General features: G+C 66.1%; 16 protein-coding genes. 7 read left to right on the forward strand and 9 right to left on the reverse strand.

Features of this window, described 5'->3' with window-relative positions; translation table 11 throughout:
- The first annotated feature begins 31 nt into the window (after window positions 1–31).
- Genes BKA23_RS15535 through fgd form a run of 3 tightly spaced genes read left to right on the forward strand, consistent with a single transcriptional unit; the run spans window position 32 to window position 2,494 of the window.
- Window positions 32–853 (forward strand): SOS response-associated peptidase, encoded by an 822-nt coding sequence (locus BKA23_RS15535; RefSeq protein ID WP_145230111.1) that lies wholly within the window; start codon window positions 32–34, stop codon window positions 851–853.
- Entirely contained in the window at window positions 850–1,482 is a 633-nt protein-coding gene (locus tag BKA23_RS15540; protein ID WP_246104693.1) for an alpha/beta hydrolase family protein, read from the forward strand. Before BKA23_RS15535 ends, BKA23_RS15540 begins: the two co-directional genes overlap by 4 nt.
- A gap of 10 nt (window positions 1,483–1,492) precedes the next feature.
- On the forward strand, window positions 1,493–2,494 hold the full coding sequence (fgd, locus tag BKA23_RS15545) for a glucose-6-phosphate dehydrogenase (coenzyme-F420) (RefSeq protein WP_145230113.1): 1,002 nt from the start codon (window positions 1,493–1,495) through the stop codon (window positions 2,492–2,494).
- Window positions 2,495–2,515: 21 nt separating this feature from the next.
- Here fgd and BKA23_RS15550 read toward each other — a convergent pair whose 3' ends face one another.
- Window positions 2,516–2,722: a hypothetical protein gene (locus BKA23_RS15550; protein WP_145230115.1), complete on the reverse strand. Its 207-nt coding sequence runs from the start codon at window positions 2,720–2,722 to the stop codon at window positions 2,516–2,518.
- Window positions 2,723–2,960: 238 nt separating this feature from the next.
- On the opposite strand from BKA23_RS15550, the gene BKA23_RS15555 reads away from it, so the two are divergent.
- A complete protein-coding gene (locus BKA23_RS15555; protein ID WP_281287575.1) occupies window positions 2,961–3,617 on the forward strand; it encodes a sigma-70 family RNA polymerase sigma factor in 657 nt (218 codons plus the stop codon).
- Window positions 3,617–3,877 carry a mycothiol system anti-sigma-R factor gene (rsrA, locus tag BKA23_RS15560; RefSeq protein ID WP_145230119.1) on the forward strand — a complete coding sequence of 87 codons (261 nt, stop codon included), beginning with the start codon at window positions 3,617–3,619 and terminating at the stop codon, window positions 3,875–3,877. Before BKA23_RS15555 ends, rsrA begins: the two co-directional genes overlap by 1 nt.
- A 75-nt stretch (window positions 3,878–3,952) precedes the next feature.
- Here the strand turns inward: rsrA and BKA23_RS18270 are convergent, their stop codons facing one another.
- The gene (locus BKA23_RS18270; RefSeq protein WP_370670760.1) at window positions 3,953–4,027 is read right to left on the reverse strand and encodes a 50S ribosomal protein bL37; all 75 of its coding nucleotides are present in this window, start codon (window positions 4,025–4,027) and stop codon (window positions 3,953–3,955) included.
- Window positions 4,028–4,644: 617 nt separating this feature from the next.
- On the opposite strand from BKA23_RS18270, the gene BKA23_RS15565 reads away from it, so the two are divergent.
- Both BKA23_RS15565 and BKA23_RS15570 read left to right on the forward strand, forming a co-directional pair.
- Entirely contained in the window at window positions 4,645–5,802 is a 1,158-nt protein-coding gene (locus BKA23_RS15565; RefSeq protein ID WP_170226613.1) for an HD-GYP domain-containing protein, read from the forward strand.
- The gene (locus BKA23_RS15570; RefSeq protein WP_145230123.1) at window positions 5,799–7,082 is read left to right on the forward strand and encodes an HD-GYP domain-containing protein; all 1,284 of its coding nucleotides are present in this window, start codon (window positions 5,799–5,801) and stop codon (window positions 7,080–7,082) included. The genes BKA23_RS15565 and BKA23_RS15570 overlap by 4 nt, the downstream gene beginning before the upstream one ends.
- Before the next feature lie 128 nt (window positions 7,083–7,210).
- Here BKA23_RS15570 and mctP read toward each other — a convergent pair whose 3' ends face one another.
- From mctP to BKA23_RS15605, 7 genes are all read right to left on the reverse strand, one after another.
- Window positions 7,211–8,950, reverse strand: a complete 1,740-nt coding sequence (mctP, locus tag BKA23_RS15575) for a monocarboxylate uptake permease MctP (protein ID WP_145230125.1) — start codon at window positions 8,948–8,950, stop codon at window positions 7,211–7,213.
- On the reverse strand, window positions 8,947–9,306 hold the full coding sequence (locus BKA23_RS15580) for a DUF3311 domain-containing protein (protein ID WP_145230127.1): 360 nt from the start codon (window positions 9,304–9,306) through the stop codon (window positions 8,947–8,949). The genes mctP and BKA23_RS15580 overlap by 4 nt, the downstream gene beginning before the upstream one ends.
- A gap of 232 nt (window positions 9,307–9,538) precedes the next feature.
- Window positions 9,539–9,943: a superoxide dismutase, Ni gene (sodN, locus tag BKA23_RS15585; protein WP_145230129.1), complete on the reverse strand. Its 405-nt coding sequence runs from the start codon at window positions 9,941–9,943 to the stop codon at window positions 9,539–9,541.
- Window positions 9,944–11,132: 1,189 nt separating this feature from the next.
- Window positions 11,133–11,498, reverse strand: coding sequence for a S24 family peptidase (locus BKA23_RS15590; RefSeq protein WP_145230131.1), 366 nt, complete (start codon window positions 11,496–11,498; stop codon window positions 11,133–11,135).
- Window positions 11,499–11,509: 11 nt separating this feature from the next.
- On the reverse strand, window positions 11,510–12,325 hold the full coding sequence (locus BKA23_RS15595) for an amino acid ABC transporter ATP-binding protein (protein ID WP_145230133.1): 816 nt from the start codon (window positions 12,323–12,325) through the stop codon (window positions 11,510–11,512).
- Entirely contained in the window at window positions 12,325–13,308 is a 984-nt protein-coding gene (locus tag BKA23_RS15600; protein WP_145230135.1) for an amino acid ABC transporter permease, read from the reverse strand. Before BKA23_RS15600 ends, BKA23_RS15595 begins: the two co-directional genes overlap by 1 nt.
- Window positions 13,305–14,204, reverse strand: a complete 900-nt coding sequence (locus tag BKA23_RS15605; protein ID WP_145230137.1) for an ABC transporter substrate-binding protein — start codon at window positions 14,202–14,204, stop codon at window positions 13,305–13,307. The genes BKA23_RS15600 and BKA23_RS15605 overlap by 4 nt, the downstream gene beginning before the upstream one ends.
- Between the last annotated feature and the right edge of the window lie 52 nt (window positions 14,205–14,256).

The raw sequence follows: 14,256 nt of genomic DNA on the forward strand, positions 1-14,256 counted from the left end.
CTCGTCCCAGGGCCTCACTACGCTGAGTGGCATGTGTGGCCGGTATGCCGCGAGCTTCGCGCCCGACGACCTGGTCGATGACTTCGAGATCGACCAGGACCGCACTGACGAAACCACCCGCTCGATCCTGGTCAACCCGCAGGATCCGCCCGCTGGAGCGCCGGACTGGAACATGGCACCGACCAAACAGGCGCCGGTCGTGCTGACCCGCGCGACAGCGGACGCACCACCCGCGCGGCAGTTACGCCTGCTGACCTGGGGCCTGGTGCCCTCGTGGGCCAAGGACACCAAGGTCGGTCTGCGGATGATCAACGCGCGCGCCGAGACCCTGCTCGACAAGGGCGCCTTCGCCCGGGCGGCGCTCGCGCGAAGGTGCCTCGTGCCCGCGGACGGTTGGTACGAATGGCAGGTGAGCCCCACCGCAGTCGACACCAAGGGACGGCCGCGCAAGCAGCCGTTCTTCGTGCGACGCGCGGACGGTCAGATCGCTGCGTTCGCCGGGGTCTACGAGTTCTGGCGGGACCGTTCGCTGCCGGAGGGCGATCCGGGCGCCTGGGTCGCGAGCTACTCGATCGTGACGACCGCGGCCGAACCCGGCCTCGACCGCATCCACGATCGGCAGCCGCTCGTGCTCGATCGAGGCGATTGGTCGCGCTGGCTGGATCCTGCTCTGGTCGACCCCGGCCCAGTCCGGGCGATGCTCGAGTCGGCGCCGCGCGGTCGCTTCGAGGCGTGGCCGGTCGGCGCGGCAGTGGGTTCAGGGCGCAACAACGGTCCCGATCTGCTGCGCCCGGCTCCGGCTGAAGACCTGGTCGGCGTGGTCGACCCGATGACCGGCGAGGTGATCGGGTGACGCTCCGCGTCCGTGAGATCGCGACACCGGCAGGTATGGCGCGGGCACACGTCGAGCGGGCGCTCACGGCCAAGGGCACGGTGATCCTGGGCCACGGCGCGGGCGGTGGAGTCGATGCCCCTGACCTGGTGTCGCTGCGCCGGCTCGTGGCCGACGGATGGTGCTACGTACGCGTCGAGCAGCCCTGGCGTGTTGCCGGTCGCAGGATCGCCACTCCACCGAAAACACTTGACGCTGCGTGGGTTCCGGTGGTTGAGGCGCTGACGAACGGGCGATGGGCGTTACCGCGCCCCCTGGTCGTGGGCGGGCGCTCGGCGGGGGCGCGGGTTGCCTGTCGCACGGCGGCAACTGTTGTCGCGGATGCGGTCCTGGCGCTGTCCTTCCCGTTGCACCCGCCAGGTTCTCCGGAAAAATCCCGCGCACACGAGGCCGCGCTGGTTCTCGACAGCGGCATGCCGCTGTGCGTCATACAGGGCGGTCGCGATCCGTTCGGGCGACCGGAGGAGGTGCGGGCCGCGCTGGGCGACGGCGTCGAGGTGCGCAGTGTGCGCGGCGACCACAGCTTCGCGGCGCACCCCGAGGATGCGTTCGACGCCGCGAGCGCATGGCTGTCGACGATTGGCGGGTAACGTCAGGTACATGACGCTTCGTATCGGATACAAGGCATCGGCCGAGCAGTTCGGTCCTCGCGAACTCGTCGATCTGGCGGTGGAGGCGGAACGATGCGGGCTCGACAGTGCATTCGCCTCCGACCACTTCCAGCCGTGGCGTCATGACGGCGGCCATGCACCCCACGCACTGACCTGGCTGGCCGCAGCAGGCGCGCGCACCGAGCGGATCGCGCTGGGCACCTCGGTGCTGACGCCGAGCTTCCGCTACAACCCGGCCGTGCTCGCGCAGACCTTCGCGACGCTCGGCTGCCTGTATCCGGGTCGGGTCATCCTGGGCGTCGGCTCCGGTGAGGCGCTCAACGAGATCGCCGTCGGGCAGCAGGGCTGGCCGGACTTCAAGGAGCGCTTCGCCCGGCTGCGTGAGTCGGTGCGGTTGATGCGGCAACTGTGGACCAAGGAGCGCGTCACCTTCGAAGGCGATTACTACCGCACCTCCGACGCGACCATCTATGACCGCCCCGATGAGCCGATCCCGGTGTACGTCGCGGCCGGCGGCCCGACCGTGGCGAAGTATGCCGGCCGGATGGGTGACGGCATGATCGTCACCTCGGGCAAGGGCATGAGTCTGTATGCCGATGAACTGGTGCCGGCGATGCACGAAGGCGAGACGTTGGGCAAGCGTTCGCCGGGCGACGTGGAGCAGTTGCTCGAGGTCAAGATTTCCTACGACCGCGACCCCGAGCAGGCACTGGAGAACACGAGATTCTGGGCGCCGCTGGCGCTCACCGCCGAGCAGAAGCACAGCCTGCACGACCCGATCGAGATGGAGCGCGCGGCGGACGAGCTTCCCATCGAGCAGATCGCCTCACGCTGGATCGTGGCGTCGGATGCACAGACAGTGGTCGACCAAGTCCGCCCGTATGTCGATCTCGGGTTCACGCACCTGGTGGTGCACGGCCCGGGTCAGGACCAGCGCAGGTTCTTGCAGCAGTTCAGCGCAGACGTGGTGCCGGCGCTGCGGGAGCTGTAACGGCCGGGTGCCGCGGCTGACTCAGGCCGCGGCCGTCTCGTCCGCGCTCGCCAGAGACGGGCTCGGCAGGGCAAGCGTGGTGGTTCGCGTCGAGGTGGTCGTCGTCGACCACATCGATCCGAGGGCCTGGTTGCTGCGATCCCGCCACAGCATCCGGCCGAACATACCGATGAGGAAGGTCACCGATATCGCGTAAAGCACCCCGATTGCGACGACTGCTATCCACATGTCAAGGATCGTATCCTGGATTTACTGGACGTGTGACCAGTTTTCGAAATTCCGGTGAACTCCCGGTGGGCGCGGGGAATGCGGCAGGCCTTGCCGTCGTTGGCATGGGCGTCTGTCATCAGCTGGGATGTGAGGAGTCTCACCCGTGTTGTATGCCGCTTCGGCGCTCTGTGAACCAGCGGGCTCGAGTCCGTCACCCGTTCGACAGAAGACTCGCCATACCAATGGAGGACTAGGCTTGACCTCGATGACGACTCAAGACCAGGGACAGCCCGATGTGGCGAGTGTCGAGGACCCCGACCTCGACGTCGCAGCCGAAACGGAGGCCGAGCGGGTCGCGCGGTTCGAGCGCGACGCGATGCCCTACCTGGACCAGCTTTACAGCGCGGCCCTACGCACGACGCGCAATCCGGCGGATGCCGAGGATCTTGTCCAGGAGACCTTCGCCAAGGCCTTCGCTGCGTTCCATCAGTACAAGCCCGCCACCAATTTGAAGGCGTGGCTGTACCGCATCCTCACCAACACCTACATCAACAGCTACCGCAAGAAGCAGCGGCAGCCGTTGCAGTCCGACGCCGCGGAGATCGAGGACTACCAACTGGCCCGTGCCGAGGCGCACACATCCGGCGGGCTGCGGTCGGCCGAGACCGAAGCGTTGGATCACCTTCCCGACAGCGATGTGAAGCGTGCCCTTCAGGAGGTTCCGGAAGACTTCCGGATGGCGGTTTATCTGGCTGATGTCGAGGGTTTCTCCTACAAGGAGATCGCCGAGATCATGGACACGCCGATCGGCACGGTCATGTCCCGTCTGCACCGCGGCCGCCGCCAGCTTCGTGAACTGCTGACCGACTACGCCCTCGAGCGTGGGTTCATCCGGGAAGGAGCGCAGTCCTGATGAGCGACGAATGCAACGACTACCTGTCTCATCTGTACGAGTACCTCGACGGTGAGCTCGATGCCGAGGGGTGCGCGGCTCTGAAGGCGCACCTCGATGATTGCCCTCCGTGCCTGGACGAGTACCAACGGGACGCGCTGCTGAAGGCCTTGATCCGCCGGTCCTGCCAGTGCGAGCAGGCACCCGACCAACTGCGCACCCAGATACTTGCGCGCATCACCACGGTGCGCGTGACCACGACGGTCTACGGCGAAGGTTGAGCGACACGCCTGCGTCTGGCGAGACCAGCGGCCCGTCTCCCTGGGGGAGGCGGGCCGCTGGTCATTGGTTCTTGCTCAGGCGTTGGGCTTGCGGCCGTGGTTTGCGGCCTTGCCCTTGCGCGAGCGGCGCTTGCGTGCGCGCTTGCTCATGGTGATCTCCTCGTGCGATGTGATGCGGTCTTGGACGCCGTCGCCGGCGCGAGACGAACCGCTCCATCCTCTCACAGCCTCACCCGGTTAAAGAGTTGGTCAAATTTCGGCTGGTCTCCTACCGCGAGGTAGAGACTGTGGCGCGTGGCATGGGATGATTCACAGGTTAGCCGTGCGGATCGGGGTCCGCCCGCAGGAATGGTCTACAGACGACACGCAGAAGTACCTCTCGATCGAGAGGCTCCGGAAGGAAACTCGCTCATGGACGCAGCAACCGCGGCAATGTACGCACTTGCCACTTCCGCGCAAGGCGGAATCACGACCCTGAACATCGGATGGAGCCCCACCTGAGCCAACCCACGGATAAGGGTCTGATTGCGCGAATCACACATCGCGTCGCATCTCCCTCGGGGTCACCGTGGTTGCTTTCAATCGTATTCTCCGCATCGTGTGTGCTGGTTCTACTCGGATGTGGATCGGTTTCCGCAGTAGACCGTGAGTGGAGTGGGATTCTCCTGCTCGCTGTTCTCGCTGCTGTCGGCGAGATTGGCAGGTTTCAGGTACGCGGCGACTCGAGTGTTTCGCTTACATCGATCTTGGTCGCAGCAGCGATCCCGATGGCAGGTCCGCTCGGCGCAGTATGCGTCGGGGGCCTGCCATTTTTGTTTGCCTGGACAAAGGCGCCCTTGGTCGTCCGAGTCTTCAACACCAGTCTGCTGAGTCTTGTCTCGGCGATAAGTGCGGTTGTCTACATCCAGTGCGGCGGCCACACGCCACTCGACCAGCATTTGAGTCCGGAAATTCTGTGGGTACATTGCTTCATTCCGCTGGAGATCGCGATTGTCGCTCATTTCTTCTTGAACATATCCGGCGTCTCACTGATCATCTCCGCCACATCACCACAATCATGGCGTGCTCCTTTCCGTCGAATGGTTCGGGACATGTGGCGTATCTACCTCGGCTACGCACTGGTGGGATTTCTGATTGCTGTTCTCTGGCAGGTTGTGGATCTTGGTCCGATCACAATGATCTTCATGCTTGTGCCGTTGATTCTCGCTCAATGGGCGTACGCGCAGCAGAGTGCGGAGGCGCAGGCGCATCAGCGGACTGTCGAGGGTTTGGTGGCCGCCGTAGAGACGCGAGACCCGGTGATGCGCGGTCGTAGCGTGCAGGCGGCCGCAGTCTGTGACGTGATCGGCGCCGACTTCAGACTCTCGCCCAAGGAGGCTGATGCGCTGCACTTCGCGGCGCTCCTGCATGATCTGGGCATGATTGCGCCGGTCGAGGAGGAACGCGGTCGTGATCTGTCGCAGCTACGACCCGGCGACATCGATCGGATCCGGCGTCATCCACAACGCGGAGTCGAGATGGTGCGGTCGATCGACTTCCTCGCCGACTCGACAACGGCGATCCGCCACCACCACGAACGGTGGGACGGCCACGGCTTTCCGTCAGGTTTGGCAGGCGAGGAGATACCGATCCTCGCCCGGATCATCGCTGTCGCCGACGCCTACTGCGCATTGAGCAGCGATCGGGCGGGTGAGGCCCGCCGATCCACCGACGAGATCCTGACCATTCTCCGCGCCCGAGCGGGCAGCCAATTCGATCCACGGTGCGTGGACGCCATCGTCCGCAATGCCCCGACGGTGACGGCGCGGTTGAGCCAGCTGCATGCCGTCGACGACACGGCCGACGCGACGGCAGGGCATGCAGGCTGGGACCACGACCTGCCCGAAACCTCCGACCTGATCGCCTTCGGCAGCGCGCTACGGTGAAACACCTTCTGCTCCGGGTGAGTGCGTCCGGCGCCATCGTCACGACTGCCGGTGCGGCTGTCCTCGCAGTCGCGGTCTGTTCGCTCTGCATTCGCGGCTCGTTGCCGAGCACCCTCGATGCGATGGTGCTCGCTTGTTTCGCGATCGCGATCGCGGCCACCTCGCCACTGCAGGTTCGTCTCGTCGCCGACGGCATGACTTCGCCGGTGGCCTCGGCCATCGGACTCGGCCTGGCCCTGTCGAGCGGGCTTCCGGGGGGTCACATGATGAAGGACGGCACCCCACTGATCATCGTGACTGCTGCTGTGGGCCTGTTGGCCGGCTGGCTGCTCCTCCGAATCACCACGGGACGGCCGACGGGGTTGTCCTCTGTCGGCGGGTGCCTTATCGCCATCGCCGTCGCGGCGTTGCTGTACCGACAACTGCGGGTCTTCCATGGGCACAGCGCTCTCGATCGGTATGCCGTCTGGGGCGACGAGCGCTGGCGAACGGCTGCCGCAATGGCGGCGGCGGCACTGATCGCCGGTGGGGTACTCGTGGTGGCGTCAGTGGAGGTGTATCGCGACGGGCGGCCGTTGTTGACCGCGCTCAGAGAGGTCGCCCCGTTGCAGGGCGCACTGTCGGTGGCCGTCGCGTCGACGGCGACGGCCATTGCGCTGGGACTCGCACCCCTGGGAGTGCTGGCCATCCCCCTGATGGCGGCACCTTTGGTGCTGCTGCGGTTCGCGATGCGTCAGCAGACCGCAGTCATCGACACCCGCAGGCAGACAATTGCTGCGCTGTCGATGCTCACGGATGTCGCGGGTTACACCCCGAGTGGTCACGCCGCGCGAGTAGCAGCGCTCAGCAAGAAGATCGGCCGACTCTTGCACTTGGGCGACAAGGAACTCGCCGAACTCGAAGATGCCGCCCTCCTGCACGACATCGGCCAGGTCTCGCTCGCCTCGCCGATCCCCGGCGGATCGACGATCGACGTGGCACCGTCGGATCAGCGCAGCATCGCCGAGGAAGGCACCAACATCGTGCGGCGCACCGAGGTCCTCGACGGCGTGGCGGACATCATGCAGGCGCAGGCCACGCAGTATCGCAACGTGCGCGAGCGCGGTGAAGATGTGCCGATCGCGAGCCGGATCATCAAGGTTTGCAATGCCTTCGAGGATCTCACCGGTGGCGATCCGGCGTTGCGTGATGTCGCCATCGAGCGTCTGACACTGGGCCTCGGATACGAGTACGACCCGACCGTGCTCGATCTGCTGGCTCGGGTCACTGCCGACGCGTGAGTCCTCGTGCCGATTCGGAGCCTTGAGGCTGCATGACCTTCCTCCGACAGGTATGACGCTGCGCCCCTGCCGATACATGACATCGACAGGGGCGCAGCGTCATACAGCGCGGTTTCAGCCGCCTGCGCTCAGGCGGGTGACGCCTTGTGTCGACCGACGCTGTCGGCGGCGATCGACTCCTCGTCGAATGGGTTCGGGTCGTAGCGCTGCGCCCGTGGGTCGTCCTCGTCGACGAAGTAGTCGATGGCGACGGTCTCGTCGGCCCCCGCCGGCACCTTGACCGCGCGTAGCAGCGCCGTCAGCACCACTGCGATGACCACGTTGATCACGACTGCGGTCAGCGCGATGTAGCCGAGCTTGCCGATGATCGGGATCACCGCGTTGGATCCACCGAAGTGCTTGGTGGCAGGCGACGAAACGCCATACGCCTTGTAGGTGCCGTAGACCATTGCGACGGCCCAGCCGGCAAGCAGCGCCCAGCGGTGCAGCCAGCGGGTGTACAGCCCGATGACGATCGCCGGGAAGGTCTGCAGGATCCAGATGCCGCCCAGCAACTGCAGGTTGATGGCGTTCTGCTTGTCCATCGTCAGCACGAAACCAAGCGCGAACACCTTGACCACCAGCGAGACCAGCTTGGAGACCTTTGCCTCCTGAGCGACCGTTGCGTCCGGCTTGAGCCACTCCTTGTAGATGTTCCGGGTGAAGGTGTTGGCGGCGGCGATCGACATGATCGCGGCCGGCACCAGAGCACCGATCGCGATGGCGGCGAAGGCCAGCCCGGCGAACCAGCTGGGGAACTGGTCGGCGAACAGCTGCGGCACCACCAGTTGCGGGTTCGGCTTGCCGTCCGAGCCGATCGGCTTGGTGCCTGCCGCGATGGCGACCCAACCCAGCAGCGCGAGCAGCGCCAGGACGAAGGAGTATGCCGGCAAGATCGCGGCATTCTTGCGGATCGTGCCGCGCGACTTCGACGACAGCACGGCGGTGATCGAGTGCGGATACATGAACAACGCCATCGCCGATCCGAAGGCCAGCGTCACGTAGGCCCACTGTGACGAGTGAGGCACCAACAGTGACCCGGTCGGTTTGCCGGTCTTGGGATTCTTGGTGGCCATCTTCTCCTGGGTGGCGTGGAAGATGTGGTCCCAGCCGCCGACCTTCGAGGGCAGGTAGATCACCGCGACGATGATCACCAGGTAGATCAGGATGTCCTTGACGAATGCGATGACCGCCGGCGCTCGCAGGCCGCTGGTGTAGGTGTAGGCGGCCAGCACCAGGAAGGCCACGAACAGCGGTGCATCCTTGGCCAGCCAGTTGGAGCCGCCACCGATGCCGGCCACCTCGAGCACGGCCTGTATGCCGACCAGCTGCAAGGCGATGTACGGCATCGTGGCCACGAATCCGGTGATCGCGATGGCCAGCGACAGACTCCTCGAGCCGTAGCGACCGCGCACGAAGTCGGCGCTGGTGACGTACCCGTGCCGATGGCTCACAGACCACAGCCGTGACATGAAGAAGAAGATGATCGGGTAGGCCACGATCGTGTACGGCACCGCAAAGAAGCCGGCGACCGCGCCCGTGGCGAACATCGCGGCCGGCACAGCAACGAACGTGTATGCCGTGTAGAGGTCTCCGCCGAGCAGGAACCACGTGATCCAGGTGCCGAAGCTGCGCCCGCCGAGGCCCCATTCATCCAGGGAGTCCATCGAGGTTGTGCGGCGCCAGCGGGAGGCGAGGAAGCCCATCACGGCGACCACGACGAAGACGATGATCAGGATGCTCAGGGCGACGACGTGGACGCCGTCGTTCGGATGCGATGGGTTCGCCTTCCCGGCGAGAGCGGCAAGGGCCGGTGTCGCAGTCGTCATGACCGGTCGCCGTCCTTCCCCAGATCGGTCGCATCGGCCGGGTCAGGCGATGCGGTCTTCTCGGCAACCGCGACGCCATGATCGGCCGAGTGCCGGCCCTCAGGCTCCGCAGGCAGTGCCACGTGCGGGCGCGCCTTCTTGACGATGACGTAGGCGAGGCTGGTGCATCCGGCGCACAGGAAGACCCACAGCATCTGGTACCACACGAAGAAAGGAAACGCGCCGAGCTTGGGGTCGATCTTGGAGTAGAGCCCGACCGGGACGAGCGCGGCCATCGGAATGACCAGCAGGATGCCGGCGGCGATCAGCAGGCCGGTGTTGGCCGGTGGGGCCTTGTCAGGATTGTCGAATGCCATGCGGACGCCTCAGGGTGACAGGAGTGACGGGTATCGGGTAGGGCGCCGATCGAAACGACCGGCTGAACCTGCAGATTACCCGCGTGTGACGCACATCACGTCATACTGCGCCGCTCGATTTCTTCCAGATCGCGCCGCACTCCTGAGGCGCCCCGCTCACCTCAGCGGCAACGAAAAGGTGGGGCGGATGTGCTGTGCGCACACCCGCCCCACCGTGTCGAGACTGACTGCCTCAGGCCTTCTTGGTCTCCCAGAAGATCGTGGAGATCTCCTCGATCTTGGCCAGCAGCTCGTCCGCGGTCGCGACATCCCAGGACGCCTTGGTCCCGCCGGCGCCGGCCAGCTTGGTGGCCTCGTTGACCAGGGTGTGCAGCTGCGGGTACTTCTCAAAGTGCGGGGGCTTGAAGTAGTCGGTCCACAGCACCCACAGGTGGTGCTTGACCAGCTCGGAGCGCTGCTCCTTGATGACCGTGGCGCGCATCTTGAAGTCCAGGTCGTCGGGCTTGTCGTTGGCCTTGACGATGATGGCCTTGACGGACTCGGCCTCGATGCGGGCCTGGGCGGGGTCGTAGACGCCACAGGGCAGGTCGCAGTGTGCGCTGACCTCGATGGTGGGGGCGAAGAGACGGCGAAGCATGTGCGGGTCCTTTCAGTGGTTCGTCGGCGGTATGACGGTGAGCCTGTCACCTGAAGTGCACTTGAGATCAAGCGGCCTGTCGGGCGGAACTCCAGGGCGGCAACCCACGGGTTCGAACCTACCTGTTTGTGCGGCGGTTCCCGCAGGCGCCCGGCGCACATGCGAACCTGTCGCACTCGCGCTGCAACGCTGGGCTCGTGCGCGCGACTGGGGTGGGCGAAGGGCTCGTGCGTACCACTCGGGTGACTGTGGGGTGGAGGGGCGGTCTTCATGCGGGCGAGTGGCACGTCGTGACCCGGCGATGGTCCCGAGTGTCACGACATGCCCCCACAGAGTCCGATCCGGGGCTCGTGCGCGCCACTGGCGGTGGGTTTGGGCTCGTGCGCGCCACTGGGGTGGGCGAAGGGCTCGTGCGCGCCACTCGCGCGCTTCTCGTTGTGGCCACGCGCGGACGGTAGATGGCGCGCGCAATGGTGGTAGGCGAGTGGCGCGGGACGGGCACGAGTTGTGCGGGGATGGCCTTCGTGCCGCACGAGTGGCACGTTGCGGCTCTCACGGCACGCGAGTGTCACGAGAGCGCCCCACATCGCGTGATTCGGGGCTCGTGCGCGCCACTGGGGTGGGCGAAGGGCTCGTGCGCACCATTCGGGTTGCTGCGGGGTGGAGGGGTGGTCTTGGTGTGGGCGAGTGGCACGTTGTGGCTCTCACGGCACGCGAGTGTCACGAGAGCGCCCCACATCGCGTGATTCGGGGCTCGTGCGCGCCACTGGCGGTGGGTTTTGGGCGCTGGCGTGCCACTGGCGGTGGGTTTTGGGCTCGTGCGCACCACTCGGGTTGCTGCGAGGTGGAGGGGTGGTCTTGGTGTGGGCGAGTGGCACGTTGTGGCTCTCACGGCACGCGAGTGTCACGAGAGCGCCCCACATCGCGTGATTCGGGGCTCGTGCGCGCCACTGGCGGTGGGTTTGGGCTCGTGCGCGCCACTGGGGTGGGCGAAGGGCTTGTGCGCACCACTCGGGTTGCTGCGGGGTGGAGGGGTGGTCTTGGTGTGGGCGAGTGGCACGTTGTGGCTCTCACGGCACGCGAGTGTCACGAGAGCGCCCCACATCGCGTGATTCGGGGCTCGTGCGCGCCACTGGCGGTGGGTTTTGGGCTCGTGCGCGCCACTCGCGAGAGCCAAGGGCGCGGGGTGTCACTCGCGGTGGCGCGGACGCACAACGGGAGGCTGCGTGTCGGTCAGTTGCCGCGGCGGCCGCGAAAGCGGCCAGCCGATGCGGACCAGCACCCGCCCCAGGACGTCGCTGCCCGGGATCGCGCCAACCAGCCAGGAGTCGACGCCCTCGTCGGGGTTGTCGCGTTCCACCCACCAGCCGTCGCCGTCCGGCCGGGTGATCCGTTTGACCGCGACCGGTCGCGGGCCGTCGGAAGCGTCCGGCAGTCGCACCACGTGCGTGTGACCGACGCGAGGAGCGACGTCATACAGCACCAGCAGACGATCTCCGTCGACGTATGTCGGTTCCATGGACCGGCCCCGCACGACGGCGAGGCCCAATCTCATGGAACGTCAGACTAGCTCGCCTCCTCCGACCCCTCCGCAGCTGAACGCTCGGCGTTGGCGAGGATGCGTCGCAGGAAGGTGCGGGTCCGTTGATGCTGCGGGTTGTCGATCACCTCGGCACAGGCGCCGGTCTCGACGACAACCCCTGCGTCCATGAAGACGACCGTGTCGGCGACCTCCCGGGCGAACTCGACCTCGTGGGTGACCACGATCATCGTCATACCCTCGTCGGCGAGTTCGCGCATCACGTCGAGCACCTCGCCGACCAGCTCCGGGTCGAGCGCGGAGGTCGGCTCGTCGAAGAGCATCAGCTTGGGCTTCATCGCCAACGCCCGGGCGATCGCGACCCGCTGCTGCTGCCCACCGGACAACTGGGCCGGGTAGTGGTCGCAGCGATCGCCCAGGCCCACCCGCTCCAACAGCTCGCGAGCGGTGCTCTCGGCATCGGCTTTCTTGACACCCTTGACCTGCACCGGGGCCTCCATGACGTTGCGCAGAGCGGTCATGTGCGGAAACAGGTTGAAGCGCTGGAAGACCATGCCGATCTCAGCCCGCTGGGCCGCGATCTGCTTGTCCGACAGGCGGTGCAGCCGGCCGGCCCGCTGGGTGAGGCCGAGCAGTTCACCGTCGACGAAGATGCGGCCGCCGTCGATGGTCTCCAACTGATTGATGCGCCGCAGAAAGGTCGTCTTGCCTGAGCCGCTCGGGCCCAGCAAGCAGACGACTTCGCCGGTCGTGACGTCGAGGTCGATACCCCGAAGCACCTCGTTGCCGTGAAAGGCCTTGGAAACGTTGATCGCTCGGACGAGCGCGTTTGTTCCGGCCATCACATGCCACCTCCGCCGCTGCGCAGCGACGCGAATCTCGCGCGCATGCTCTTGTCCGGGCCGGTGGCGCCGAAGCCACGTCCGAAATAGCGCTCCAGATAGCTCTGGCCGACCATCAGCACCGAGCACACGATGAGATACCAGAGCAGCGCGGCCACCAGGGCGGGCATCACCTTGTAGGTCGAATTGGCGACCGCGTTGGCCTGGAAGAACAGTTCGGTCGTGACCGGCACTGCCGACAGCAGCGACGTGTCCTTGACCATCGCGATGGTCTCGTTGCCGGTCGGCGGGACGATGACGCGCATCGCCTGCGGCAGGATGATGCGGCGCATCGCCGTGCCGCGGCTCATGCCGAGCGCGCAGGCCGCCTCGTCCTGGCCCTTGTCGACCGACAGCAGCCCGGCCCGGGCGATCTCCGCCATGTATGCCGCTTCCGACAGGCCCAGGCCCAGGATGCCGACGATGATGCCGCTGGAGATCGTTCTGACGTCGAGAGTCGCGAACGTCATACCGTCCGACAGCCCGACGAAGTTGCCGAGCTCCTTGCTGAACGGCACTCCGAACTGCAGCTGCGGGTAGAGGTAGAGCAGGCCGACGCCGAAGATCACCAGCAGCACGTAGCGCGGCACAGCGCGGAAGAACCACGTATAGACGAAGGCCACCCCGCGCAGCACTGGATTCGACGACAGCCGCATCACTGCGAGCAGCACACCCAGGACCACACCGAGGACCATCGAACCGATGGTGCACACGATGGTGCCCTTGACCAGCCCCTCGAGCACCGGCCGGTAGTCCATGACCCGGTAGACGAACGCCCAGTCCCACTTGTCGTTGGTGACGAAGGAGTTCACCAGCATGGCCATGAGCACGGCGATGACGACCATCGCGACCCATTGCCAAGGGTGCCGTACGCCGTGGGCGTGGATCCGGCCGGGTCGCTCCTCGCCGCCTGTCAGAGTCTCCTCGGTCGTCGCGGCGCTCATGAGGCCACCGCCGGGTCCACTGCGAACATGTCCACCGCGCCGCTCTCCTGGCCCCACTTGGCGAGGGTCTTGTCATAGCTGCCGTCGCTGACCATGGCCGCGAAGGCCTGGGCGATGGCGTTGCCGAAGTCCGTCTGTGCCTTGGGCAGGACGATGCCGTATGGCGCAGCACCCGTGATCTTGCCGACGGCCTGCAGCTTGGTGCCGGTCTTCTTCACGGCGTACAGCGCGACGGGGGAGTCGGCGGCCATCGCGTCGATCTTGCCGGCCAGCAGGTCTGTCGTGACCTTGGACTGCAGGTCCTCCACGACCGCCTTGACCGGGTGAGATCTGCACTGGTCCTTGTTGATGGCGGCGATCTCGTCCGCCTGGGTCGTGCCGGTCTGCACCCCGACCGACAGGCCGCACGGCTGAAGCGGGTTGACCCCCTTGGGATTTCCCTTGGCAGTCACCCATTGGGTGCCGGCCGAGAAGTAGCTCACCATCGTGACCTGCTTCTCCCGGTCGGCGGTCACGGTGAACGACGACGTCGCCAGGTCATACTTCCCGCCGACGACACCGGTGATGATGCTGTCGAACTTCGCATTGACGAAGTCGGCCTTCAGGCCGAGCTTCTGTAGCGCGGTGCGCAGCAGGTCGACGTCCATGCCGATGACGGTCTGACCATCCGGGGCCAGGAACTCGTTCGGCTCGTATGACGCATCGGTGGCGATGGTGAGTGTCCCCTTGGACCGGACGGTGGCCGGGACCAAGGCAGCGAGTCGCTTGGAGATGCTTGCGCCGGGGCCGGACGTGTCGTCGGCCGCGCCGAGGCCCAGTGAGGTCGCACCGCACCCGGACAGCAGCACGGCGCTGCTGACGGCGCCGATGACGAGTGGAGGTAAGCGCGACGGCACGCGGGTTCCTTCCCAGTGAGAACGTGTCGGCGGCTATCGTCGCACTTCGGCG

Source organism: Rudaeicoccus suwonensis (assembly GCF_007829035.1).
Classification (GTDB): Bacteria; Actinomycetota; Actinomycetes; order Actinomycetales; family Dermatophilaceae; genus Rudaeicoccus; species Rudaeicoccus suwonensis.

Excerpts from the sequence above, each read along its gene's own strand:
- BKA23_RS15535 (WP_145230111.1), top strand. The coding sequence starts at position 32 with ATGTGTGGCCGGTATGCCGCGAGCTTCGCGCCCGACGACCTGGTCGAT.
- fgd (WP_145230113.1), top strand. The coding sequence starts at position 1,493 with ATGACGCTTCGTATCGGATACAAGGCATCGGCCGAGCAGTTCGGTCCT.
- BKA23_RS15550 (WP_145230115.1), bottom strand. The coding sequence starts at position 2,722 with ATGTGGATAGCAGTCGTCGCAATCGGGGTGCTTTACGCGATATCGGTG.
- rsrA (WP_145230119.1), top strand. The coding sequence starts at position 3,617 with ATGAGCGACGAATGCAACGACTACCTGTCTCATCTGTACGAGTACCTC.
- BKA23_RS15565 (WP_170226613.1), top strand. The coding sequence starts at position 4,645 with ATGGCAGGTCCGCTCGGCGCAGTATGCGTCGGGGGCCTGCCATTTTTG.
- mctP (WP_145230125.1), bottom strand. The coding sequence starts at position 8,950 with ATGACGACTGCGACACCGGCCCTTGCCGCTCTCGCCGGGAAGGCGAAC.
- BKA23_RS15580 (WP_145230127.1), bottom strand. The coding sequence starts at position 9,306 with ATGGCATTCGACAATCCTGACAAGGCCCCACCGGCCAACACCGGCCTG.
- sodN (WP_145230129.1), bottom strand. The coding sequence starts at position 9,943 with ATGCTTCGCCGTCTCTTCGCCCCCACCATCGAGGTCAGCGCACACTGC.
- BKA23_RS15590 (WP_145230131.1), bottom strand. The coding sequence starts at position 11,498 with ATGAGATTGGGCCTCGCCGTCGTGCGGGGCCGGTCCATGGAACCGACA.
- BKA23_RS15595 (WP_145230133.1), bottom strand. The coding sequence starts at position 12,325 with ATGGCCGGAACAAACGCGCTCGTCCGAGCGATCAACGTTTCCAAGGCC.
- BKA23_RS15600 (WP_145230135.1), bottom strand. The coding sequence starts at position 13,308 with ATGAGCGCCGCGACGACCGAGGAGACTCTGACAGGCGGCGAGGAGCGA.